Below are 21,955 nucleotides of genomic sequence, written 5' to 3'. Positions count from 1 at the left end.
GAGACTCCAGACAAGGTGACGGGGAACGCCGCGACGTCAGTGCGACGGCGGGATGGTGAAGCTGGCCAGGAGGCCGTCGGAGACCACGAAGATCCCGTCCGACTCGCCGTTGAAGACGCTGCTGCGCCAGCCGAAGCGGATCCGGGTCGTGTCGCCGTCGGTGTCCGCGGACAGAACGGTCATGCGGGCGCCGGCGCCGATCGCGTCGGACCCGGCCCAGGCGCGCACGCCCTCGGGGCCCGCCTTGACGGTGCCCCAATCGCTGACGAAGCCGTCCGGCGTGAAGGCGGCGACGAACGCCTCGGTGTCGGCATCGTTGATGGCGTCGACCATGCGCTGCACGGCAACAGGAAGCTGGCTCATGATTCCTCCTCGGAAAGGTCCCACTCTGTCACGCGGCCCTCCGCGGAGGCCTCGCGCTACGGGGTGCCCCTCAGCTGGTGACGACCTGCGCGGTGCCGAGCGGCGCGTTCGGCCCCATCTCGTCGGCGATGCGGTTCGCCTCCTCGATGAGGGTCGCGACGATGTCCTCCTCGGGCACGGTCTTGATGACCTCGCCCTTGACGAAGATCTGCCCCTTGCCGTTGCCGGAGGCGACGCCGAGATCGGCCTCGCGGGCCTCGCCAGGACCGTTCACGACGCAGCCCATGACGGCCACGCGCAGCGGCACGGTCATGTCCTTGAGGCCCTCGGTGACGTTCTCGGCGAGCGTGTAGACGTCGACCTGCGCCCGCCCGCAGGAGGGGCAGGACACGATCTCGAGCTTGCGCTCGCGCAGGTTCAGCGACTGCAGGATCTGGTGGCCGACCTTGACCTCCTCGGCGGGAGGTGCGGACAGGGAGACGCGGATCGTGTCGCCGATGCCCTCGCCGAGCAGGATCCCGAAGGCGGTCGCCGACTTGATCGTGCCCTGGAACGCCGGACCGGCCTCGGTCACGCCGAGGTGCAGCGGCCAGTCGCCCATCGCGGCGAGCAGACGGTAGGCCTTCACCATGACGACGGGGTCGTTGTGCTTGACCGAGATCTTGAAGTCGTGGAAGTCGTGCTCCTCGAACAGCGACGCCTCCCAGCGCGCGCTCTCGGCGAGCGCCTCGGGAGTGGCCTTGCCGTACTTCTCGAGCAGGCGCGGGTCGAGCGAGCCGGCGTTCACGCCGATGCGCAACGAGACGCCCGCATCCTTCGCCGCCTTCGCGATCGCGCCGACCTGATCGTCGAACTTGCGGATGTTGCCCGGGTTCACGCGCACCGCAGCACAGCCGGCATCGATCGCCTGGAACACGTACTTCGGCTGGAAGTGGATGTCCGCGATGACCGGGATCTGGCTCTTCTTCGCGATGATGTGCAGCACGTCCGCATCATCCTGCGACGGCACCGCGACGCGCACGATCTCGCAGCCGGAGGCCGTGAGCTCGGCGATCTGCTGCAGCGTCCCGTTGATATCGGTGGTCTTCGTGGTCGTCATCGACTGCACGCTGACGGGAGCACCGCCGCCGACGAGCACCTTGCCGACCTTGATCTGGCGGCTCTTGCGTCGCGGGGCGAGGACGTCGGGGATCCGGGGCATCCCCAGGTTCACAGCTGGCACGTCATCCAGGGTACCCGTGCGCAGCTGGACGGGATCCGTGTGGTAGTTTCGGCGCATGTCCGTGAACCGCTCTTGGTGGCCCGCCTCTTAGGCGGAGAGTTCGCGACCCACGATCCAGACCGCCTTCCGGGGCGGTCTTGTCGTTTCTGCCGCGTCGGATCCCTCTTTCAGGAGAACCCTCAATGACCACCGCCGACCGGATCCACGCCCTCGATTCGTCCTTCGTCCTGCTCGCCCGCGAGGGCTCCGACAGCGTCGAGCTGCTCACCGGCGAGATCGTCGACGTGACGAACCTCGCCGACATCCCCCTGGGCACCGGCGGCGAGCGCCGCGAGGTGTTCTCGCTCGTCCCCTATCGCCAGGTCCGCGAGCGCGGCTTCGAGGCGCAGGACGACGGCGCTCCGCTGCGCTGCCTGATCGTGGACGAGCACCTGCACCTGCCCGCGGACGAGGTGCGCGCGGCGCTGCCCGCGGATCCGATCCCGCTGCACGACGGCGGCTTCGACCTCAGCGACGAGGAGTACGCCACGATCGTCGAGCGCGTGATCGCCGACGAGATCGGGCGCGGCGAGGGTGCGAACTTCGTGATCCGTCGCGACTACACCGCCCGCATCGACACGACGGTCCCTGACGCGGAGCGCACGGCGGCGCTCACCTGGTTCCGAGCGCTGCTGGAGCACGAGCGCGGCGCGTACTGGACGTTCGCGGTCGTCACCCCCGGCGTGGTCGCGGTCGGCGCGAGCCCCGAGGCGCACGTCGTCGCCCAGGGCGGCGTCGTGACCATGAACCCCATCTCCGGCACGTTCCGACACCCTGCGGGCGGGTCGACCACGGCGGCGCTGAGCGAGTTCCTCTCCTCGACGAAGGAGACCGAGGAGCTGTTCATGGTGGTCGACGAGGAGCTCAAGATGATGAGCGCGGTCTGCTCCGACGGCGGGCGGATCACCGGCCCGCACCTCAAGCAGATGTCGCGACTCACGCACACCGAGTACATGCTGCGCGGCAGCAGCCGGCTGGATCCGCGCGACATCCTGCGCGAGACCATGTTCGCGCCGACCGTGACCGGATCCCCAATGCAGAACGCGTGCACGGTGATCCGCCGGCACGAGCGCAAGCCTCGTGGCTACTACTCCGGCGTGGCGGCGCTCTTCACGCCGAACGACGCGGGCGGCCACGACCTGGACGCGCCGATCCTCATCCGCACGGTGTACCTCAAGGACGGCGAGGTCAGCGTGCCGGTCGGCGCCACACTCGTGCGCCACTCCGATCCGGCCGGCGAGGTCGGCGAGACCCACGGCAAGGCCGCGGGCGTGCTGGGTGCGATCGGCGCCGTCGCGCGCGACACCGCCGCAGAGGCCCGTGAGGATGCCGATGCGCCCGGATCCGGGGCGACCCCGGCCGACGATCCCGCGATCCAGGCTCTGCTCGCCTCGCGCAACGCCCGCCTCGCCGAGTTCTGGATCAACCCGCAGGACGGCGGCACCGAGGCGTCGACGGCTTCGCCCTTCGCCGGGCGCACGGCCGTGGTCGTGGACGCCGAGGACCGCTTCACCACGATGCTCGCGCACCAGCTGCGCCACCTCGGACTCGAGGTGCGGATCCAGCCGTGGGCGGAGGCCGACGACGCCGAGATCGACGCCGCCGACCTGCTCATCGCAGGCCCCGGCCCCGGCGACCCGAGGGACGACTCCTCGCCGCGCATCGCCCGGATGCGCGCGCTCGTGGCACGCCGCCGCGAGACGGCGCGCCCGTTGCTCGCGGTGTGCCTCAGCCACCAGATCCTCGCGGACTCGCTCGGGATCGAGCTGGCGCCGCTCGCCAGTCCGCACCAGGGTCTGCAGAAGGCGGTGCCGGTGTTCGGCGAGGACGCCTCCATCGGCTTCTACAACACGTTCACGGCGCGCGTCGCGCCCGGCACGACGGAAGCCGGGGTCGCCGAAGTATCCGCCGATGCAGCTTCAGGCGACGTCTACGCGCTGCGCGGCCCGGCGTTCGCCTCCGTGCAGGGCCACCTGGAATCGATCCTGTCCCGCGACGGCATGACGACCCTGGAACGCCTGGTCGGACACGCCCTGAGCTGAAGAATCAGCCGATCGACACGGGGTTGAACAGGTCGGCGACGAGCAGCAGACCGCCCATGCCGACGAGCAGCGCGGCCACGACGATCGTCAACGGCACGAGCCGGGTGGCGTCGACGGGCTTGGGCTTCGGACGCCCGGCCACCTTGGCCCAGGCGCGCTTCAACCCGTCCCACAGCGCGACCACGATGTGCCCGCCGTCCAGGGGCAGCAGCGGGATCAGGTTGAACACGAACAGCGCGACGTTCAGCGAGCCCATGAGGCTCAGCAGCACGGCGAAGCGGTTCAGCAGCGGCGCATCGGCCGCGGCCACCTCGCCGGCGATGCGGCCGACGCCGATCACGCTGAGCGGTCCGTTCGGATCCCGTGGGGTGCCGGTGACGAGTGAGACGCCCACGTCCCACAGCCGCACGGGCAGGTTGCCGATGAGCTGCACGACGGATCCGGTGTTCGCCATCGCCTGATCGAAGCCGGCGGACAGCGGCTGCTGCACGTAGGCGAGCTGCGCGCCGACTCCGGCGTAGCCGACCGTGTGCATCACCGCATTGCCCTTGTCGTCCACGACCGCGCGCCCGTTGCCATCCGCTTCCTGCCGCTGGGCGGCGACAGGGGTCAGCTGCAGCGTGAGCCGGGATCCGTCGCGCTCGACGACGAGCGGGAGGGCCTTGCCTGGCGAGGCCTGGATGATCGCGCTGGCCTCGGCGAAGGTGCTGACGTCCTTCCCGTCGACCGAGACGATCCTGTCCCCCGGCTTCACGCCGGCCTGCGCCGCAGGGGCCACCGGATCCGATGCGGAGCACGAGGTCTGCGTGGATCCGGCGGGCAGCACGCACTCCGAGACCGAGGCGATCGTGGTCGTGCCCTGCTGCAGCCCGATGCCGCTCAGCAGCACCGTGAACGTGACGACCGCGAGGACCAGGTTCATGAACGGGCCGCCGAACATGACGATGACCCGTTTCCACACCGGCAGCAGGTAGAAGACGCGGCTCGCGCGCTCGGGGTCGATCGTCTCGTCGTTCGCGGCCCTCGCGTCCTGGATGAGGGTACGGAAGGCGCCGCGCGATCGGCTCCGCCCTCCGTCGTCGCCCTGATCGCCGGGTGAAGGCGGGTACATGCCGGACATGGAGATGAAGCCGCCGATCGGCAGCGCCTTGACGCCGTACTCGGTCTCGCCGATCTTCTTCGAGAACAGCCGCGGCCCGAACCCGATCATGTACTGACCGACGTGCACGCCGAACAGCTTGGCGGGAACGAGATGCCCGAGCTCGTGCAGGGCGATCGAGACACCGAGCCCGACCAGCACGAACAGCAGGCCGCCGATGTATAGCAGGATCTCCACCCCGCCACGTTACCGGTGCCGGGCTAGGAAACGGCCGTGCCGGAGCTGTGCACTCGCCAGGATCCAGCGGATCCGGTCCGGTGCCTCACGCCTGTGCGGCGATCATCCGGTCTGCGGTCGCTCGGGCCCACGCCTCGGCGGCGGCCAGGGACTCGACCGTGAGCTCGTCGGGCGGCTCGTGGGCGTCGACGACGCGCTGGATCGTGTCGACGATCGCGAGGAAGCTGAGCCGCCCCTCGTGGAACGCGTTCACGGCCTGCTCGTTCGCGGCGTTGTAGACGGCCGGGAAGGTGCGCCCGGCGCGGCCGACGTGCTTCGCCAGGGCGACCGACGGGAAGGCCCCGTTGTCGAGGGGTTCGAAGGTCCAGCTCGCGGCCTTGGTCCAGTCGATCGGCCGTCCGACGCCGCCCACACGATTCGGCCAATCGAGACCCAGTGAGATGGGCAGGCGCATGTCGGGCGGGGATGCCTGCGCGATCGTGGATCCGTCCACGAACTCCACCATCGAGTGCACGATCGACTGCGGATGCACGACGACCTCGATGCGCTCGTAGTCCACGTCGAACAGCAGGTGCGCCTCGATGACCTCGAGGCCCTTGTTCACGAGCGTCGCCGAGTTCGTGGTGACCATGCGCCCCATGTCCCAGGTGGGGTGCGCGAGCGCCTCCGCGGGGGTGACCGCGGCCATCTCCTCGCGGGACCGGCCGCGGAAAGGCCCTCCGGACGCGGTCACGACGAGCCTGCGGACCTCCTGCTTCGTCCCGGAACGCAGCGCCTGCGCGAGCGCGGAGTGCTCGGAGTCGACGGGCACGATCTGGCCGGGTGCGGCGAGCGCGGTCACGAGGGAGCCCCCGACGATCAGCGACTCCTTGTTGGCGAGCGCCAGAGTGCGGCCGGCCTTCAGCGCGGCGAGGGTCGACCCGAGCCCGATGGAGCCGGTGATCGCGTTGAGCACCACGTCGGCCTCGACGTCGCGGACCAGCTGTTCTGTCTCGGCGGCGCCGAGAGCCGTGTCCTCCACGCCGAACTCCTCGGCCTGCTGCTCCAGCAGCTCGGCCTGGGTGCCCGCGGCGAGCCCGACCAGTTCGAAACGATCCGGATTCGCCCTGATCACGTCGAGGGCCTGAGTGCCGATGGAGCCGGTGGAGCCGAGGACGAGGACGCGACGCATGGCCTCAGCCTAGGCCGTATGCCCTCGAACGGAACGGGGCCCGCCACGTCGCGCGACGTGGCGGGCCCCGATCAGGTCAGGAAGCGGTCACTGCGCCGGCGTCGCCGCCGGAACCGTGCCGAGGATGTCGATCACGAAGACGAGCGTCGAGTTGGCGGGGATCGATCCGGAGGCCTGGGCGCCGTAGCCGTCGGCCGGCGGGATCACGACCAGCACCTGCGAGCCCACCTTCTGCCCCTCGAGCGCCTTCTTGAAGCCCGCGACGACGCCGGTCGTCGGGAACTGCGCGGGGGTGCCGCGCTTCCAGCTGGAGTCGAACTCCTTGCCGTCGGCCCAGGTCACGCCGCGGTACTGCACGATGGCCTGGTCGCCGCTGGCCACGGTCGGCCCATCGCCCTGCTTCAGCTGGGCGATCTTCGTCTCGGTCGGCGGGTCGGCCTTCGGGATCGTGATCTCAGGCGCGCCGTCCTTGGCGAGCTTGACGCCGGGCATTCCGTCGACCGGAGCCACGTCCTTGCCCGTGGCGACCGTCGGCAGCTTCTTGATCGACTGGGCGTACACGACGACGGCCTTGCCGCCGTCGCCGAACATCTTGCCGGGGACCGCCATCACGACCGAGGAGCCGAGCGGCTGGCAGCCGAGCGCAACGACGAAGAGCGACTGCTGCTGCGGATCCAGGAGCACCGGCAGCTGGTCGTCCGCCTGACGCGCGCTGGAGTCGAGCACGGTGTTGTCGGCCGCGCTGACGATCCGGTACTGCGCGGAGACGAGGTCGCCGGACTTCACTTCCTCGCCGTCGCCCTTCTTCACGATCGTGCGCTCGACGGAGGCGGCGGCATCGACGTCCGTGCCGGACGGCACCGTGACCTTCAGGTCCTTGCCCTCGCCCTCGACCTTGACGGCGTCGGAGGTCTTGCCCGGCTTGGCGTCGAGCAGGCACGACGACGACGCGGACGGGGACGGCGAAGCGGAGGGGCTCCCGGCGCCGGCGCAGCCGGAGAGCAGGAGTGCCGTCGCTGCGACGGCGGAGAGAGCAGCGGCAAGGCGGATGCGCACGGAGGACCTCGAGACGTAGAGACGAACCCGCCTATCCTGCCCTATCGGGCTTTGCCGCCGCTGGGAGGCGGGGCGATCCGCCCCGCCGTTCCGCCACGCGAGCCCATTCCGATCGCGGAATGGATCCTGATCTAGCCTTGTCTGGTGACCCCGGAACCCGAACCCGCAGCGTCTGCGGCTCGCGACGAAGCCGTCGCGGATCAGCACCAGGCCGAAGACGAAGAACTGCATCGGGCCGGGGCGACCTACCTGCTCGGCCGGATGATCCTGATCCCGCTCACGCGGCTCATCTACCGCCCTCGTATCGAGGGCCGCGCGAACGTGCCGATGGACGGGCCGATCATCATCGCGTCGAACCACCTCTCCTTCATCGACTCGATCGCGATCCCCGTCGCGGCGCCCCGCCGCGTGCACTTCCTCGCGAAGTCGAGCTACTTCGAGGGCACGAGCCTCAAGGGCCGCTTCGTGGCGAACTTCATGCGCGCGGTCGGCGCGATCCCGGTGCGCCGGGGCGCGGGGCAGGCGGCGCTGGACGCGCTGGACGCGCAGCGGAAGCTGCTGGACCGGGGACTCGCGGTCGCCCTCTACCCCGAGGGCACGCGGTCGACCGACGGCCGCCTCTACAAGGGACGCACGGGAGTCGCGTTCCTCGCGCTGCAGACGGGGGCGAAGGTGGTGCCGGTCGGCGTGATCGGCACCGACAAGGCGATGCCCGTCGGCGCGAGCATGCCCAAGATCGGCTCGAAGGTCACGATCCGCTTCGGCGAGCCGCTCGACCTCTCGCATCACGGCGCCGCGAACTCCGGCCGTGCCCGCCGCGGCGCGACCGACGAGATCATGGCGGCGATCCACGCGCTGAGCGAGCAGGAGCTCGCCGGCGTCTACAACGAGGTGCCGGCGCAGGGCACGATCGAGAAGATCAAGCAGGCCCTGCCCCACGAGCGGCGCTGACCGCGCGGATCACGCCCTGTGCACGACGGGATCCGCGACCAGGATCGTCGCCTCGTGGTGCACCGGGAACGACACCGAGTTCGCGATGAAGCACCAGGCGTTGGCCTGCGCATGCGCGGCCTCGGCGGCCGCGCGCATCGACTCCTCGGCGATGGTCACCACCGGATGCAGCGTCACCTCGGTGAACGCGCCGCCTCCTCGCCCGTCCTCCTGCATCGTGCCGGCGGCCTCGTCGCGGTAGTCGACGACGACGACACCCGCCGTCACGCAGGCGTGCAGGTAGCTCAGCAGGTGGCACTCGCTGAGCGCCGCGAGCAGCATGTCCTCGGGGTTCCAGCGGGTGGGATCCCCCCGGAACGGCTTGTCGGAGGATGCCAGCAGATCCGGCTTGCCCTCGACGCTAACCGTGCTCGCGCGGTCGTAGTCGCGATAGCCCGAGGTGCCGGTGCCCCTGTTCCCGGTCCAGGTGGCGCGGAGGGCGTAGTGATGCGTGCCGAGGGTCATGGATCCATCGTGCCAGGATCCCGCCCGCCAGGGTCGAAATGCGCCTGTCGGCAGTGCGCGCGCCCACTAGGCTGGCACTCGTGGTGCAGACTCTGACCGTCCAGGATGCCGTGGAACTCGCCGTCGTCGAACGGAACGGATTCATCGAATCCCGCCACATCGGAGCAGCTGTCGTGCTCTCCCCGGAGGGCGAGGTCGTGGTCCGCCACGGCAACTCCGACGCGCTGGTGCTGCCCCGCTCCAGCCTGAAGCCGCTGCAGGCGATCGCGTGCCTCACCGCCGGCGCCCCGCTCGAGGGCGAGCAGCTCGGGCTCGCCACGGCGAGCCACAACGGCACCGACAGGCACGTCGCGGTGGTGCGCGAGATCCTCGCGGCGGGCGGACTCACCGAGGACGACCTTGGCTGCCCCGCGGACTGGCCCGGCGATTCGGCGACCAGGGACGAGCTCGTGCGCGATCACGCCGGCAAGGCGCGCATCCGGATGAACTGCTCCGGCAAGCACGCCACGATGCTGCGCGCCTGCATCGCGAACGGCTGGCCGACCGACGGCTACCTCGACCTGGATCATCCGCTGCAGGCGCACATCAAGGACGTCGTCGAGCGGCTCAGCGGCGAGCGCATCGCGGCCACGGCCATCGACGGCTGCGGCGCCCCCGTGCACGCCATCACGCTCACCGGTCTCGCCAGGGCCGTGCATCGCATCGGCACCGCCTCGGAGCGCTCTCCGTTCGCGCTGCACCGCGTCGCCGGCGCACTGGTGCGCACGGTGCGGGAGAACCCGTGGACGATCGAGGGTCCAGGCCGCCCCGACACCATCGCGATCGAGAAGCTCGGCGTGTTCGCGAAGCACGGCGCGGAGGGCGTGATGGTGATGGTGGCCCCGAACGGTGCCACGGTCGCCCTGAAGATGCTCGACGGCTCCGGCCGCGCGGCGACGATCGTCGCCGCCACCCTGCTCGCCCGTGCGGGCGCGCTGACCGACGCGCAGGTGGACAGCCTCGCCTCGGCCCTTCCACTTGCCGTCCTCGGAGGCGGCAGCGGCGTGGGGGCCATCCGCCCCGGCGCCGGAATCTGAGCGCCCCCAGAAGGGGCCGTACCCGTCATAGGGAAGGAAAGGAGCCACGATGAGGATCTCTGTCCCCAGCGAGGTGAAGAACAACGAGTTCCGCGTCGCCCTCACGCCCGCCGGCGTGCACGATCTCGTGCAGGCCGGTCATGAGGTCTTCGTGCAGTCCGGCGCCGGTGCCGGCTCCTCGATGTCGGACGCCGACTATGTGGAGGCGGGAGCGACGATGCTCGACGACGCCGACGAGGTCTGGGCCCGCGCCGAGCTGGTGCTGAAGGTGAAGGAGCCGATCGCCAGCGAGTACCACCGCTTCCGCAGCGACCTGGTGCTGTTCACGTATCTGCACCTCGCCGCCGACCGCCCGCTCACCGACAGACTCGCCGAGTCGGGCATGACCGCGATCGCCTACGAGACCGTGCAGCTGGCCTCGGGCGCGCTGCCGCTGCTCGCCCCGATGAGCGAGGTCGCGGGCCGTCTCGCGCCACTGGTCGGCGCGAACACCCTGATGCGCTCGCACGGCGGCCTCGGCCTGCTGATGTCGGGCGTCCCGGGCACCCGCCCCGCCACCGTGACGGTGATCGGCGGCGGCGTCGCGGGTGCGAACGCCGCCGTGATCGCGGCGGGCATGGGCGCGGATGTGACCATCTTCGACACCAACATCGCCCGGCTGCGCTACCTCGACGACTTCTTCGGCGGCCGGGTGAAGACGGCGGCGTCGAATCCGCTCGATCTGCGCCGTGCAGTCGTGAACTCGGACCTCGTCATCGGATCGGTGCTGATCCCTGGCGCGAAGGCGCCGAAGCTGGTCACGAACGACATGGTCGCTGAGATGCGTCCCGGCAGCGTGCTCGTGGACATCGCGGTGGACCAGGGCGGCTGCTTCGAGGACACGCATCCGACCACGCACGACGACCCCACGTTCCGCGTGCACGACACCGTGTTCTACTGCGTGGCGAACATGCCGGGCGCCGTACCGAACACGTCCACCTCGGCGCTCACCAACGCGACCCTGCCGTACGTGAGGCAGATCGCGGGACGCGGCTGGCAGGCGGCGCTCCGCGCAGATGCCGCTCTCGCCGGCGGTCTCAACGTGACCGGCGGCAAGATCGCCAGCGCCGGCGTGGCCACCGCGCACGACCTGCCCCTCACGCCGCTGGACGAGCTGCTGGGCTGAGTCCGCCCCGCGGGGTGGGCAGGATCACCCTGGACGGTCGGCCGTCCTGATCGATGGTCCACGCCCGCCCCGCATGCGGCGCCGCATAGGGCGGCAGTTCGCGGACGCCGGCGAGCAGGCGCAGATCCCGGGCGGCTTCGGCGAGCACCACGACCTCGCCGGTGCGGACGACCCGCTGCCAGAGCGCGAACTGCCGCTGCCAGGCATCTCCGTCGCCGACCAGCACGAGGAGACCCGCCGGCTCCCGTTCCCGATGTGCGGAGCGCCCTCTTCTTTCCTTCGTCCCGCCGGTCAGCTCCGCCTCATCCGGCAGCACGAGAGGGCCTCCCTCCCCGAGCACCCGCACCGCGGCGCGTCCGAATCGCGCGGCGAGCGCGTCCGCCGTGCGCGGCGGCACCGTGCACACCACACCGACGAGCGGCGCCCGCGGCTCCCATTGCGGGGTGCCGGCGCGCGCGGTCGCACTGCGGCGCCGCGGTGCCGGCGAAGTGGCCTCAGTGCTCACCGCTTCCGGCAGCACGAACTGCACCTCCGCGCCGCCCAGGCGAGCGCGCCCCGGTGGACGGTCGGGATCGTATGCTCCTGGCTCGCCTCCGGCGGTGAGGTGCTCTGTGCGGCTCGGGGCGCGCAGCAGGGCGCGCTCCGGCAGCAGATCCGCAAGGACGGCGACCTGACCTGTGCACCGTGAGGTGCTGATGAGCACCGTGCCCTGCCCCGCGGCGAGGTGGACGACGCGCTGCAACCGCTCCGCCCAGGCGGAGGCGTACTCGAGCGGGAAGGACGCGAGGCGCCGGTCCAGATCGTCGACCGCCAGCAGCGTCGGCACGGGGCGATGCCCTTCCGCGATCTCGTCGATCACCGACCACGCCTGCTCGGGGTCCGCGGACAACAGCACCCCGTCCGGCGCCTGCGCCACGGCCGCGCGCAGGACGCTGCTCTTCCCGCTCCCAGGCCCGCCGAACACCGTGAGCCCTCGATCCTCGCCGAGGCGGAGCGTGCGCGGCATCTGCCGCTGCTGCTCCGGCTCGTCTGCGAGCCCGAGCACGATCTCCCCGGGCTGTGCCGCTGGCAGGGCGTCCCGACCCAGCCGCCGCGGCAGGGCCGCCTGCCAGGGGCTCGGCACGCGCGGCGCGCTGCGCCAGCGGTTCGAGAGCTCCGCGAGATCCTCCGCGCCGGTCCGCGCGACGCGGAACGCCGACGGCTCCGCGTCCTGAGGACGGCGCAGGTACGCGAGTCCGCGCCCTCCGGCGTCGCCCTGCAGCCGGGTCGCCGCGTCGCTGCCGATCATCGCCCTGCTGTCCGCCGGATCCGTGACCCGCAAGGCGATCCGGAGCGGGCAGTTCGCCGCCAGCGCATCGCGGATCACTCCGGTGGCGCGCTGCGTGCCGAGGATCAGGTGCACGCCGAGCGCGCGCCCGCGGGCGGCGATGTCCGTGAACACGGCCGCCAGATCCGGATGCTCCTGCAGCAGCGCCGCGAACTCGTCGACGACGATCACCAGCCGGCCGAGCGCTCCCCCCGTCTCTGCGACGCTGTGCGCCCCGCGCTCGGCGAGGATGCCCTCCCTGCGCCGCAACTCGGCCCGCAGGCTCCGCACGCCGCGTTCGGCTCCCGCGGCGTCGAGGTCGGTGATCACGGCGGCGACGTGCGGCAGCACGCGCAGCCGTTCGAAGGCCGTGCCCCCCTTGAAATCAGCCAGCACGAAGCCCACCTGCTCCGGGGAGTGCGCGGCGGCCAGCGCCGCGACCCAGCTCACCAGGAGCTCGCTCTTGCCCGCTCCGGTGACGCCGGTCACGAGCGCATGCGGCCCGTCACCGACGAGGTCGAGTGCGACGAGCCCGGCGGCATCCCGCCCGATCGCCGTCCACAAGCCCTCCTGCACCGCGGGACGAGGACCGGCGATGCCGTCCGGCTCTCCGTCCGCCGTGAGCAACAGCAGGTCGCGCAGCGCCACCGCTGCGGGGATCGTCACCTCCTCCCCCTGTTCCCGCGCCAGGCGCTCGACGATCGCTTCCGCCTGTTCGCGCGAGACGCCCTCTGCACGACAACTGCGAGTCCCGTCCAGAGTGCTCAGCAGGGCGGAACCGGGCTCGGCGACGTCGAGCACCGCGTGATAGCCCGCCGGCGGCGGTGTCCCCGCGGCGATCAGGCAGAGCCTGGGTCCGAAGGGCGCACTTCGCTGCGCGCCGACGTGCACGGCGCCAGAGCCGTGCGGGCTGAGACGGGCCTGCGGCAGTGCGCCCAGGCCGAGCGCGGCGACGCCATCGCCTTCGAGACGGATCGCGCCGCTCGCGTGCCGAAGACACAGCTGCAGCACCAGCGCTCTCGCCACAGCCGCGGCGATCGGCGCCGGCCCTCGCACGCAGAGTCCGGCGGAGAGAGGCACCGTCACGGGCACTCCCGGCAGACGCCGATGTCGGCCGCGGAACGCATCGACCCGTTCTCCCCCGCCGCTGAACCGCAGCGGCGAGCCCCCCTCCCCTCGGCCCACCGCGATCTCGACGGTCTCCGCGAGGGCGACCGGGCGCGTCGGCGGATCCGCCAGGCAGGCGGCAAGATCCGGCGTCGCCCGCAGCCGACGCCCGCGCTCGGTCGCCTCGTGTTCGGCCACGACCCGTTCGACCTGCGCCCACGCCCTCGCCTCGTCGGCTCGCGCGACGCGGACGGCACGGCGCCGCTGGCGAACCCCGTCCAGGAACGAGGCGAGGATCATGACGGGTCCGAGCGCGGCGAAGCTCAAGGACAGCGGCGAGCCGGTGACGGCGAAGAGGACGACGCCGGAGACCACCGGGACGATCGCGGCCAGCAGAGGGAGCGGGCCGCGCGGCGGAGCCGCAGCGACGGCGGGGAGGACGATCGTCTCGGCAGGATCCATCCCGCCATCCCACCGCGAGCCGTCTCCCTGTGGGAGCGGCTCAGCGCAATCGGTGCGCTAAGGGACGGGGATCGGAGCGGTGGAGGAGGATCCGTCGTCGCTCGCACTGCGCCGCACATCCACCACGATGATCGTGACGTTGTCGCGCCCGCCGTTCTCCAGCGCGGCGGAGAGCATCGCGTCGACCGCGGCGTCCGGCGTCGCGTTGAGCCCGAGGAAGTGCTGGATCCCGTAGTCGGTGAGCTCCTTGGTGAGCCCGTCGGAGCAGATCACGAACCGGTCGCCGTCCCGCACGCTGAACTCGCGGTAATCGGGCGGCAGCGCCTCGCTGACGCCCACGGCACGGGTGATCACGTTGCTGTAGGGATGTCCCTCGGCCTCCTCGGGGCTGAGCCGGCCGGCCGTGATCAGTTCCTGGACGACGGAGTGATCCGTCGTGATCTGCTCGAGCGCGCCGTCGCGCAGCAGATACACCCGGGAGTCGCCGATGTTCAGCGACACCCAGCGGGCGTCGTCGTCGACGAGTGTGAAGAACACGCCCGTCAGAGTCGTCCCTGTGCCCTCGTCCGTGGTGTCGGGGTGCGCGGTGATGTCCTGTACCGCGGCGACCAGAGCCGTCTCGATCGTCTGCGTCGTGATCTCGCCCGCGGCGACGGCCTCTTCGAGGCGGGCGATCGTGCGCTGGCTCGCGATCTCGCCGCCCGCATGACCTCCCATGCCGTCCGCGACGACGAACAGGGGGAACTCCGCGAGGAGCGAGTCCTGGTTGTTCTCCCTGCGCCGGCCGGTGTCCGTCGCACCCGCCCAGGACAGCACGACCGTGTCGCCGGACGCCAGTGCGACCTCGCGCGCGTGTGCCGTGGAACCCTGGCTCATCGCGGTCCTCCCCATCCTCGGGCGATCGGAACGACCGCTGAAATCTCACACATCGTATTGGATTCCTGCGTCGACACGCGCCTCAGACCGCCGGATCCGCTGGGAGCGGGAACAGCGCGTCGATCGCGGCGACGTCCGCCGCGGTCGGCGTCCATGCTGCGCCGGCGCGCGCGTTCGCCTCGATCTGCTCGGCGGACGTGGCCCCGGCGATCACGGAAGCCACGCCGGGCTGCGCGAGCAGCCAGCCGAACGTTGCCTCGAGCATGCTGATGCCGCGCTCTTCGCAGAACTCGCGATACGCGTCCAGCGCATCCCAGGGAGCGTCCTCCCAGAGATACGCCCTGGTGCGCATGATGCGGCTCTGGGCGGGTCCGCCGTCCCGCGTGAACTTGCCCGTGAGCAGGCCGTTGTGCAGCGGGAAGAACGGGAAGAACCCGAGACCGAACCGGTTGACGGCCGGCAGCACCTCGCGCTCCGCCGCACGAGACAGCAGCGAGTACTGGTTCTGGGACGAGATGAAATGAGCGCTGCGCTCCGCTCGCAGCTCCGCCTCGGCGATCTGCCAGCCGCTGAAGTTGGAGTGGCCGAAGTAGCGGATCTTGCCCTCGCGGACGAGATCGTCCAGGGCGTCGAGCGTCTCCTCGATCGGGGTGAGCGGATCCGGCCAATGCAGCTGGTAGAGATCGATCCAGTCCGTGCGCAGCCGCCGCAGCGACTCCTCGACGGCCTTGCGGATGTAACGGCGCGAGCCGAACCCGGCCGGGAAGTCGTAGCCCATGTCCGCAGTCGGGTAGCCGAACTTCGTGGCCAGCACCACGCGGTCCCGCCGGCCGTCGAGGGCCTCCCCCATCAGCGTCTCGCTGAGGCCGGGGTCCTTGCCGTACATGTCCGCGGTGTCGAGGAACGTCACGCCATGGTCGATCGCGGCGTCCAGCACCTGAACGGTGCCCTGCAGCGTCTCGGTGGCCGTCCCTGCGCGTCCGAAGTTGTTGCATCCGAGTCCCACGGCGGAGACCAGGAGCCCGGACGATCCGACACGACGTTCAGCGCTCATACTTCCAAACTACAGGCCGCTCCGGGGTGCGGACGCCGGGCATGCGGGAAGCCCCGGTCGAAAGACCGGGGCTTCCCTGTGTCATCACGCCGGGGGCTGCTCGCCGTTGTCCGGAGCGGCGTCCGGCGCGGCGGCCGGCGGGGCCGGCGGAGCGGGCGGCGCAGGGGGAGCCGGCGGCGTCACCGGGGCTTCGGGAGCTGCGGCGGGCGGGGCGGCCGGCGGCTGGAACGTCGGCTGCGGGGCTTGCGGTGCTGCCGGCGGGAAGCCCTGCGGCGGCTGACCGGGCTGACCGGGCTGGCCGGGCTGACCGAACTGCGGAGCCTGGGGGGCCTGCGGAGCAGCCGGCGGGGCATAGCCCTGGGCGGCCGGCGGCTGGTATCCCTGCGGGGCGCCGTAGCCGGGAGCTGCCGTGGCCGACGGCTGCACCGGGATGCCCTGCCACACCGTGCGGTCTGCGAAGAAGCCGTTGCCGGCCCACGAGGCGGGAGCGATGTTCGGGTTCCAACGGGACTTGTCGAAGGCGTTGATGCCGTACCAGACGATGCTCAGGAAGATGTAGAGCACCACCCAGCCCGCGCTCTTCTGCAGCTTGAGGCCGACACGCCACGCGGCGAGGACCCAGAGCACAGCCGTCGCCGCGATGAGCAGCCACCCGATGACCGGGATCCAGCCGAGCACGATCGAGGCGCCCATCGCGATGAGCACCAGCCAGGGGCTCAGGTCACCGAGCTTGAGGAACACCATCCCGCTGTAGATCGGCACCCATGCGCGCCACCGGCCCTGCACGCCGGCCTTGTCGAAGATCTTCATGAGGAAGATGGAGGCCAGGACGTAGAAGCCGATCGCGAAGATCAGGTAGACCAGCGTGCCGATCAGGAGTGCGGCGATGCTCACCCCTGAGTCGTATCCGTAGTCGTTCATGCGTTCCTCCCGGGAACAGGTTGAGATGCCAAGGCATCGAGGAGCGCGCACCTGAGAATCAGCTGAGCGCTTCGACGCGAAACACCCTACCCTGTCCCGGTGCCGCACTCACGAACTATTTGCGGGCAGTCGGCTGATCCGTGACGAGTTCCAGGATCCCCGCATCCTCGGTGGTGCGGAGTTCGACGCCGGACCTGCCCGCCCAGTTCAGCAGCGTTCGACGCGACCCGATCTTCGGCCGCTCGGTCGAGAGACGCCGCACCAGCTCGCCCTTGGCATGCTTGTTGAAGTGATTCAGAGCCTTGCCCTGCGCCGTCACCACGCGCACGTACGCCGAGGACAGCTCCGCCGGGACGGGCCCGAGGTCCGCATAGGCCTCGGAGCGCAGATCCAGCACGAAGTCCGGCGCGGCCGCCGAGAACGCGGCGGACACGGCATCGGCCCACAATCGCCGCAGAGCGGGCAGCCCCGGCACCGACGCGCCGGCGCCGAGACGGTACGAGGGGATCGGATCCAGCGCGCCGACCGGTCCGTAGGGTGCGCTGTGCACGAGCACATGCGCCCCCAGCCAGCGCCGCGCGTAGCCGTCGAGGGTCGCCGCATCCAGCGCGTCGTAGAGCACGCCGGTGTAGCGGTCCACGGTCGGCATCACCGCGGCGGTCCGCAGCCCGGCGTTGTCGCGCAGGGCCTCGGCGAGCTGCTTGTCGCTGAGCTTGAGCACCCGGCGTGTCGCTTCCGCGTCCGAGGCCAGCGCGACGAGCGCGTCGATCACCTGCTCGCGCTGGGGCGCGAGGTCCGGCAGCGCCCATCCCGTGGGATCCACCGGTGAGCGTGTGCCCCCGGGACGCTTGGTCTCGCTCGGCGGCAGCAGGATCATCATGCGCAGGACTCCTCAGACGGATGGAGACGCGCAAGCGCCGGACCCCCGAGGGGATCCGGCGCTTGCGTGAATGGTTCGATCAGGCGACGAGCGCCGCGTTGCCCGCGACGATCGTCAGGGAGTTGCCCTCCATCGAGACGAAGCCGTCCCGAGCGCTGGCGAGCACCTTGGTGCCGTCCAGCTGGGTGATGCGGACCTGACCCTCGGCGAGGATGGCCAGCACGGGCTCGTGCCCCGCCATGAAGCCCAGCTCGCCCTCGACGGTCTTCGCGACGACGAGGCTGGCCTCACCGGTCCAGACCTCGGCATCGGCGGAGACGAGGCTGACATGCAGTGATGCAGCACCGGGCGCCATGATCAGGCGTTCTCCTTCTGGATCCGAGCCCAGTTTTCCTCGACGTCCGAGAGGCCGCCGACGTTGAAGAAGGCCTGCTCGGCGACATGATCCATGTCTCCGCGGCAGATCGCGTCGAACGACTCGATGGTCTCCTTGAGCGGAACCGTGGAGCCCTCGACACCGGTGAACTTCTTCGCCATGTAGGTGTTCTGGGACAGGAACTGCTGGATGCGGCGCGCACGGGCGACGACGATCTTGTCCTCTTCGGAGAGCTCGTCGACACCGAGGATCGCGATGATCTCCTGGAGCTCCTTGTTCTTCTGGAGGATCTGCTTGACCGTGGTGGCCACGCGGTAGTGGTCCTCGCCCAGGTAGCGGGGGTCCATGATCCGCGAGGTCGAGGTCAGCGGGTCGATCGCCGGGTACAGACCCTTCGACGCGATCTCACGCGAGAGCTCGGTCGTTGCGTCGAGGTGCGCGAACGTCGTGGCAGGGGCCGGGTCGGTGTAGTCATCGGCCGGCACGTAGATCGCCTGCAGCGAGGTGATCGAGTGGCCACGGGTCGAGGTGATGCGCTCCTGGAGCACACCCATCTCGTCCGCCAGGTTCGGCTGGTAACCGACGGCGGACGGCATGCGGCCGAGCAGCGTGGAGACCTCGGAACCGGCCTGCGTGAAGCGGAAGATGTTGTCGATGAAGAGCAGCACGTCCTGCTTCTGCACATCGCGGAAGTACTCCGCCATGGTCAGGGCCGACAGGGCGACGCGCAGACGGGTTCCCGGCGGCTCGTCCATCTGGCCGAAGACGAGGGCGGTCTTGTCGAAGACGCCCGCCTCCTCCATCTCGGCGATGAGGTCGTTGCCCTCACGGGTGCGCTCGCCGACACCGGCGAACACCGACACACCGCCGTGGTCCTGCGCGACGCGCTGGATCATCTCCTGGATGAGGACGGTCTTGCCGACGCCCGCGCCGCCGAACAGGCCGATCTTTCCACCCTGCACGTACGGCGTGAGGAGGTCGATCGACTTGATGCCGGTCTCGAACATCGTGGTCTTCGACTCGAGCTGGTCGAAGTTCGGGGCCTTGCGGTGGATCGGCCAGCGCTCGGTGATCTCGATCTGCTCGCCGGGCTCGGCGTTCAGGACCTCACCGATCACGTTGAAGACCTTGCCCTTGGTGACGTCGCCGACGGGGACCGAGATGGCCTCGCCGGTGTCGCGCACTTCCTGGCCGCGGACCATGCCGTCGGTGGGCTTGAGCGAGATCGCGCGGACGAGGTCGTCCCCGAGGTGCTGAGCGACCTCGAGCGTGATCTCCGTCGACTCCTCGCCGATGGTGATCGTCGTCTTGAGTGCGTTGTAGATGTCGGGGATCGAGTCGTGCGGGAACTCGATGTCGACGACCGGGCCGGTGACGCGAGCAACGCGGCCGACGACCGTCGTAGCGGTGGCAGTCATATTTCGTCTCTCTCCTGAGGGTCTTACTTGCTCGACGCCAGCGCGTCGGCGCCGCCGACGATCTCGGCGATCTGCTGCGTGATCTCCGCCTGGCGCGCGTTGTTGCGCAGGCGGGTGTAGTCGGTGATGAGCTTGTCGGCGTTGTCGCTGGCCGACTTCATCGCCTTCTGCGTCGCGGCCTGCTTGGCGGCGGACGACTGCAGGAGGGCGTTGAAGACGCGGCTCTGGATGTACACCGGCAGGATCGCGTCGAGCACCGTCGCCGCATCCGGCTCGAACTCGTACAGCGGGTAGACGGCACCAGAGGTGTCGGCCTCGTCCGCCTCCGCGATCTCCAGCGGAAGCAGGCGCACCGTTTCGGGCGACTGCGTCATCATGCTGACGAAGCGGTTGTACACGAGGTGGATCTCATCGACGCCGCCCTGCTCGCCACCGCGCTCGAACGCCTCCAGCAGCGCGGCGGAGATGGCCTCCGCCGTGTGGAAGGAGGGCGTGTCGGTGTCACCGGTCCACTCCGCGGCCGCCTCGAGGCGCCGGAACTGGAAGTAGCCGACGGCCTTGCGGCCGACGAGGTAGAACACCGGCTCGCGCCCCTCGGAGCGCAGGAGCTCTGCGAGCTCCATGCCCTCGCGCAGGATCTGCGAGTTGAACGCGCCGGCCAGACCCCGGTCGCTCGAGAAGATCACGACCGCGGAACGGCGGATCGTCTCGGGCTCACGGGTGAGCGGGTGGTCGACGTTGGAGTGCGTCGCGACGGCGGATACGGCCCTCGTCACGGCCCGCGCGAAGGGCGAGGACGCGTTGACGCGCGCCATCGCCTTCTGGATGCGCGAAGCCGCGATGAGTTCCATCGCCTTCGTGATCTTCTTGGTCGTCTGAGCAGAAGAGATCTTCTGCTTGTAGACCCTGAGTTGTGCGCCCATAGCTCTGAGAATCCCCCGCGATTACGCGCGGCGGCCCTTGACGATCTTCTCCTGGTTCACGTCGTCGACGTCCGCGGCGCTGTGCTCCTCGTGACCGGGAGCGCTGATGCCGTGGCCCTTGCCGCCCTGGAACTCGAGGAGGAAGGCGTCGGTGGCCTTCTCCAGCTCCGCGACCGTGTCGTCATCGAGGACGTTCGTCTCGCGGAGGGTGTCGAGCACCTTGGTGTTGCGACGCAGGTGATCCAGCAGCTCGCGCTCGAAGCGCAGCACGTCCTCGACCTCGAGCGTGTCGAGCTTGCCCTTGGTTCCGGCCCAGATCGAGACGACCTGCTCCTCGACGGGGTACGGCGAGTACTGCGGCTGCTTGAGCAGCTCGGTCAGACGCGCACCGCGAGCCAGCTGACGGCGCGAGGCCTGGTCGAGGTCGGACGCGAACATCGCGAAGGCCTCGAGCGAGCGGTACTGCGCGAGCTCGAGCTTCAGCGTTCCGGAGACCTTCTTGATCGACTTGACCTGGGCGTCACCGCCGACGCGGGACACCGAGATGCCCACGTCGACAGCCGGACGCTGGTTCGCGTTGAACAGGTCGGACTGCAGGAAGATCTGGCCGTCGGTGATCGAGATCACGTTGGTCGGGATGTACGCCGAGACGTCGTTCGCCTTGGTCTCGATGATGGGCAGGCCCGTCATCGAACCGGCGCCGAGCTCGTCGGACAGCTTCGCGCAGCGCTCCAGCAGACGGGAGTGCAGGTAGAAGACGTCGCCCGGGTAGGCCTCGCGGCCCGGCGGACGGCGCAGCAGCAGCGACACGGCGCGGTAGGCCTCGGCCTGCTTCGACAGGTCGTCGAAGATGATCAGGACGTGCTTGCCGCCGTACATCCAGTGCTGGCCGATGGCCGAACCGGTGTAGGGCGCGAGGTACTTGAAGCCGGCCGGGTCGGACGCCGGGGCGGCGACGATGGTCGTGTACTCCAGGGCGCCGGCCTCTTCCAGCGCGCCCTTGACGGAGGCGATGGTCGAGCCCTTCTGGCCGATCGCGACGTAGATGCAGCGGACCTGCTTGTTGACGTCGCCCGACTCCCAGTTGGACTTCTGGTTGATGATCGTGTCGATCGCGATCGCGGTCTTGCCGGTCTGGCGGTCACCGATGATCAGCTGGCGCTGGCCGCGGCCGACCGGGATCATCGCGTCGATGGCCTTGATGCCGGTCTGCATCGGCTCGTGCACGCTCTTGCGCTGCATGACGCCGGGCGCCTGCAGCTCGAGCTCGCGGACGCCCTCCGAGGCGATCTCGCCGAGACCGTCGATGGGGTTGCCGAGCGGGTCGACCACGCGGCCGAGGTAGCCGTCGCCGACCGGGACGGAGAGCACCTCACCGGTGCGGGTGACCTCCTGGCCGGCCTCGACACCGGCGAAGTCGCCGAGGACGACGACACCGATCTCGTGCTCGTCCAGGTTCAGCGCGAGTCCCTTGGTGCCGTCGGCGAAGGTCACGAGCTCGTTCGCCATGACGCCGGGCAGGCCCTCGACGTGCGCGATGCCATCCGCTGCGTCGATGACGGTGCCGACCTCGGTCGCCGTGCCGGACGTCGGCTCGTACGCGGCGACGAAGTCCTTCAGCGCGTCACGGATGACGTCGGGGCTGATCGAAAGTTCTGCCATTGTCTTCCCTTTGTGTATGGGTGCGCGGCTTCCCGCGCGAAGTCG

General features: G+C 70.2%; 19 protein-coding genes. 4 read left to right on the top strand and 15 right to left on the bottom strand.

Annotated elements, in window-relative coordinates:
* Positions 1-36: 36 nt before the first annotated feature.
* Entirely contained in the window at positions 37-363 is a 327-nt protein-coding gene (locus tag CQ044_RS02855; RefSeq protein WP_105686705.1) for a nuclear transport factor 2 family protein, read from the bottom strand.
* 70 nt (positions 364-433) lie between these two features.
* Positions 434-1,585, bottom strand: a complete 1,152-nt coding sequence (gene ispG / locus CQ044_RS02850) for a flavodoxin-dependent (E)-4-hydroxy-3-methylbut-2-enyl-diphosphate synthase (protein WP_181158161.1) — start codon at positions 1,583-1,585, stop codon at positions 434-436.
* A gap of 182 nt (positions 1,586-1,767) precedes the next feature.
* Between ispG and CQ044_RS02845 the strand changes: the two genes are divergently transcribed.
* Positions 1,768-3,666: a chorismate-binding protein gene (locus CQ044_RS02845; RefSeq protein WP_105686703.1), complete on the top strand. Its 1,899-nt coding sequence runs from the start codon at positions 1,768-1,770 to the stop codon at positions 3,664-3,666.
* Positions 3,667-3,670: 4 nt separating this feature from the next.
* Here CQ044_RS02845 and CQ044_RS02840 read toward each other — a convergent pair whose 3' ends face one another.
* The 3 genes from CQ044_RS02840 to CQ044_RS02830 form a co-directional block, all read right to left on the bottom strand.
* A complete protein-coding gene (locus CQ044_RS02840; RefSeq protein WP_105686702.1) occupies positions 3,671-5,002 on the bottom strand; it encodes an RIP metalloprotease in 1,332 nt (443 codons plus the stop codon).
* A gap of 85 nt (positions 5,003-5,087) precedes the next feature.
* On the bottom strand, positions 5,088-6,173 hold the full coding sequence (dxr, locus tag CQ044_RS02835) for a 1-deoxy-D-xylulose-5-phosphate reductoisomerase (RefSeq protein ID WP_105686700.1): 1,086 nt from the start codon (positions 6,171-6,173) through the stop codon (positions 5,088-5,090).
* A gap of 87 nt (positions 6,174-6,260) precedes the next feature.
* The gene (locus CQ044_RS02830; RefSeq protein ID WP_258133139.1) at positions 6,261-7,229 is read right to left on the bottom strand and encodes an FKBP-type peptidyl-prolyl cis-trans isomerase; all 969 of its coding nucleotides are present in this window, start codon (positions 7,227-7,229) and stop codon (positions 6,261-6,263) included.
* A gap of 261 nt (positions 7,230-7,490) precedes the next feature.
* Between CQ044_RS02830 and CQ044_RS02825 the strand changes: the two genes are divergently transcribed.
* Complete coding sequence (locus CQ044_RS02825) at positions 7,491-8,180, top strand: 1-acyl-sn-glycerol-3-phosphate acyltransferase (RefSeq protein WP_105686986.1); 690 nt, start codon at positions 7,491-7,493, stop codon at positions 8,178-8,180.
* Between the two features lie 9 nt (positions 8,181-8,189).
* On the opposite strand, the gene CQ044_RS02820 is transcribed toward CQ044_RS02825, so the two are convergent.
* Positions 8,190-8,684 (bottom strand): OsmC family protein, encoded by a 495-nt coding sequence (locus CQ044_RS02820; RefSeq protein ID WP_105686697.1) that lies wholly within the window; start codon positions 8,682-8,684, stop codon positions 8,190-8,192.
* Between the two features lie 38 nt (positions 8,685-8,722).
* Here CQ044_RS02820 and CQ044_RS02815 point away from each other — a divergent pair, with 38 nt between their 5' ends.
* Together CQ044_RS02815 and ald are read left to right on the top strand one after the other, a co-directional pair.
* Positions 8,723-9,760, top strand: a complete 1,038-nt coding sequence (locus CQ044_RS02815; RefSeq protein ID WP_105686696.1) for an asparaginase — start codon at positions 8,723-8,725, stop codon at positions 9,758-9,760.
* A 49-nt stretch (positions 9,761-9,809) separates the two neighbouring features.
* Positions 9,810-10,925: an alanine dehydrogenase gene (ald, locus tag CQ044_RS02810; RefSeq protein ID WP_105686695.1), complete on the top strand. Its 1,116-nt coding sequence runs from the start codon at positions 9,810-9,812 to the stop codon at positions 10,923-10,925.
* On the opposite strand, the gene CQ044_RS02805 is transcribed toward ald, so the two are convergent.
* The 9 genes from CQ044_RS02805 to atpA form a co-directional block, all read right to left on the bottom strand.
* The gene (locus CQ044_RS02805) at positions 10,897-13,800 is read right to left on the bottom strand and encodes an FtsK/SpoIIIE domain-containing protein (protein WP_105686693.1); all 2,904 of its coding nucleotides are present in this window, start codon (positions 13,798-13,800) and stop codon (positions 10,897-10,899) included. The genes ald and CQ044_RS02805 overlap by 29 nt on opposite strands.
* Positions 13,801-13,857: 57 nt before the next feature.
* On the bottom strand, positions 13,858-14,676 hold the full coding sequence (locus tag CQ044_RS02800; RefSeq protein WP_105686691.1) for a PP2C family serine/threonine-protein phosphatase: 819 nt from the start codon (positions 14,674-14,676) through the stop codon (positions 13,858-13,860).
* Positions 14,677-14,758: 82 nt separating this feature from the next.
* On the bottom strand, positions 14,759-15,730 hold the full coding sequence (locus tag CQ044_RS02795) for an aldo/keto reductase (RefSeq protein ID WP_105686690.1): 972 nt from the start codon (positions 15,728-15,730) through the stop codon (positions 14,759-14,761).
* Positions 15,731-15,814: 84 nt separating this feature from the next.
* Positions 15,815-16,651 (bottom strand): DUF5684 domain-containing protein, encoded by an 837-nt coding sequence (locus tag CQ044_RS02785; RefSeq protein WP_181158160.1) that lies wholly within the window; start codon positions 16,649-16,651, stop codon positions 15,815-15,817.
* A 115-nt stretch (positions 16,652-16,766) separates the two neighbouring features.
* Complete coding sequence (locus CQ044_RS02780; protein ID WP_105686689.1) at positions 16,767-17,531, bottom strand: YaaA family protein; 765 nt, start codon at positions 17,529-17,531, stop codon at positions 16,767-16,769.
* 79 nt (positions 17,532-17,610) lie between these two features.
* Entirely contained in the window at positions 17,611-17,886 is a 276-nt protein-coding gene (locus tag CQ044_RS02775; RefSeq protein WP_105686688.1) for a F0F1 ATP synthase subunit epsilon, read from the bottom strand.
* A gap of 2 nt (positions 17,887-17,888) precedes the next feature.
* Positions 17,889-19,325, bottom strand: coding sequence for a F0F1 ATP synthase subunit beta (gene atpD, locus CQ044_RS02770; RefSeq protein WP_045273866.1), 1,437 nt, complete (start codon positions 19,323-19,325; stop codon positions 17,889-17,891).
* A 23-nt stretch (positions 19,326-19,348) separates the two neighbouring features.
* Positions 19,349-20,248: a F0F1 ATP synthase subunit gamma gene (locus CQ044_RS02765; protein WP_105686687.1), complete on the bottom strand. Its 900-nt coding sequence runs from the start codon at positions 20,246-20,248 to the stop codon at positions 19,349-19,351.
* A gap of 21 nt (positions 20,249-20,269) precedes the next feature.
* Positions 20,270-21,910: a F0F1 ATP synthase subunit alpha gene (atpA, locus tag CQ044_RS02760; RefSeq protein ID WP_105686686.1), complete on the bottom strand. Its 1,641-nt coding sequence runs from the start codon at positions 21,908-21,910 to the stop codon at positions 20,270-20,272.
* Between the last annotated feature and the right edge of the window lie 45 nt (positions 21,911-21,955).

Source organism: Microbacterium sp. MYb64 (genome assembly GCF_002979495.1).
GTDB lineage: Bacteria > Actinomycetota > Actinomycetes > Actinomycetales > Microbacteriaceae > Microbacterium > Microbacterium azadirachtae_A.
This window is presented reverse-complemented; position numbering and strand designations above follow the sequence as displayed.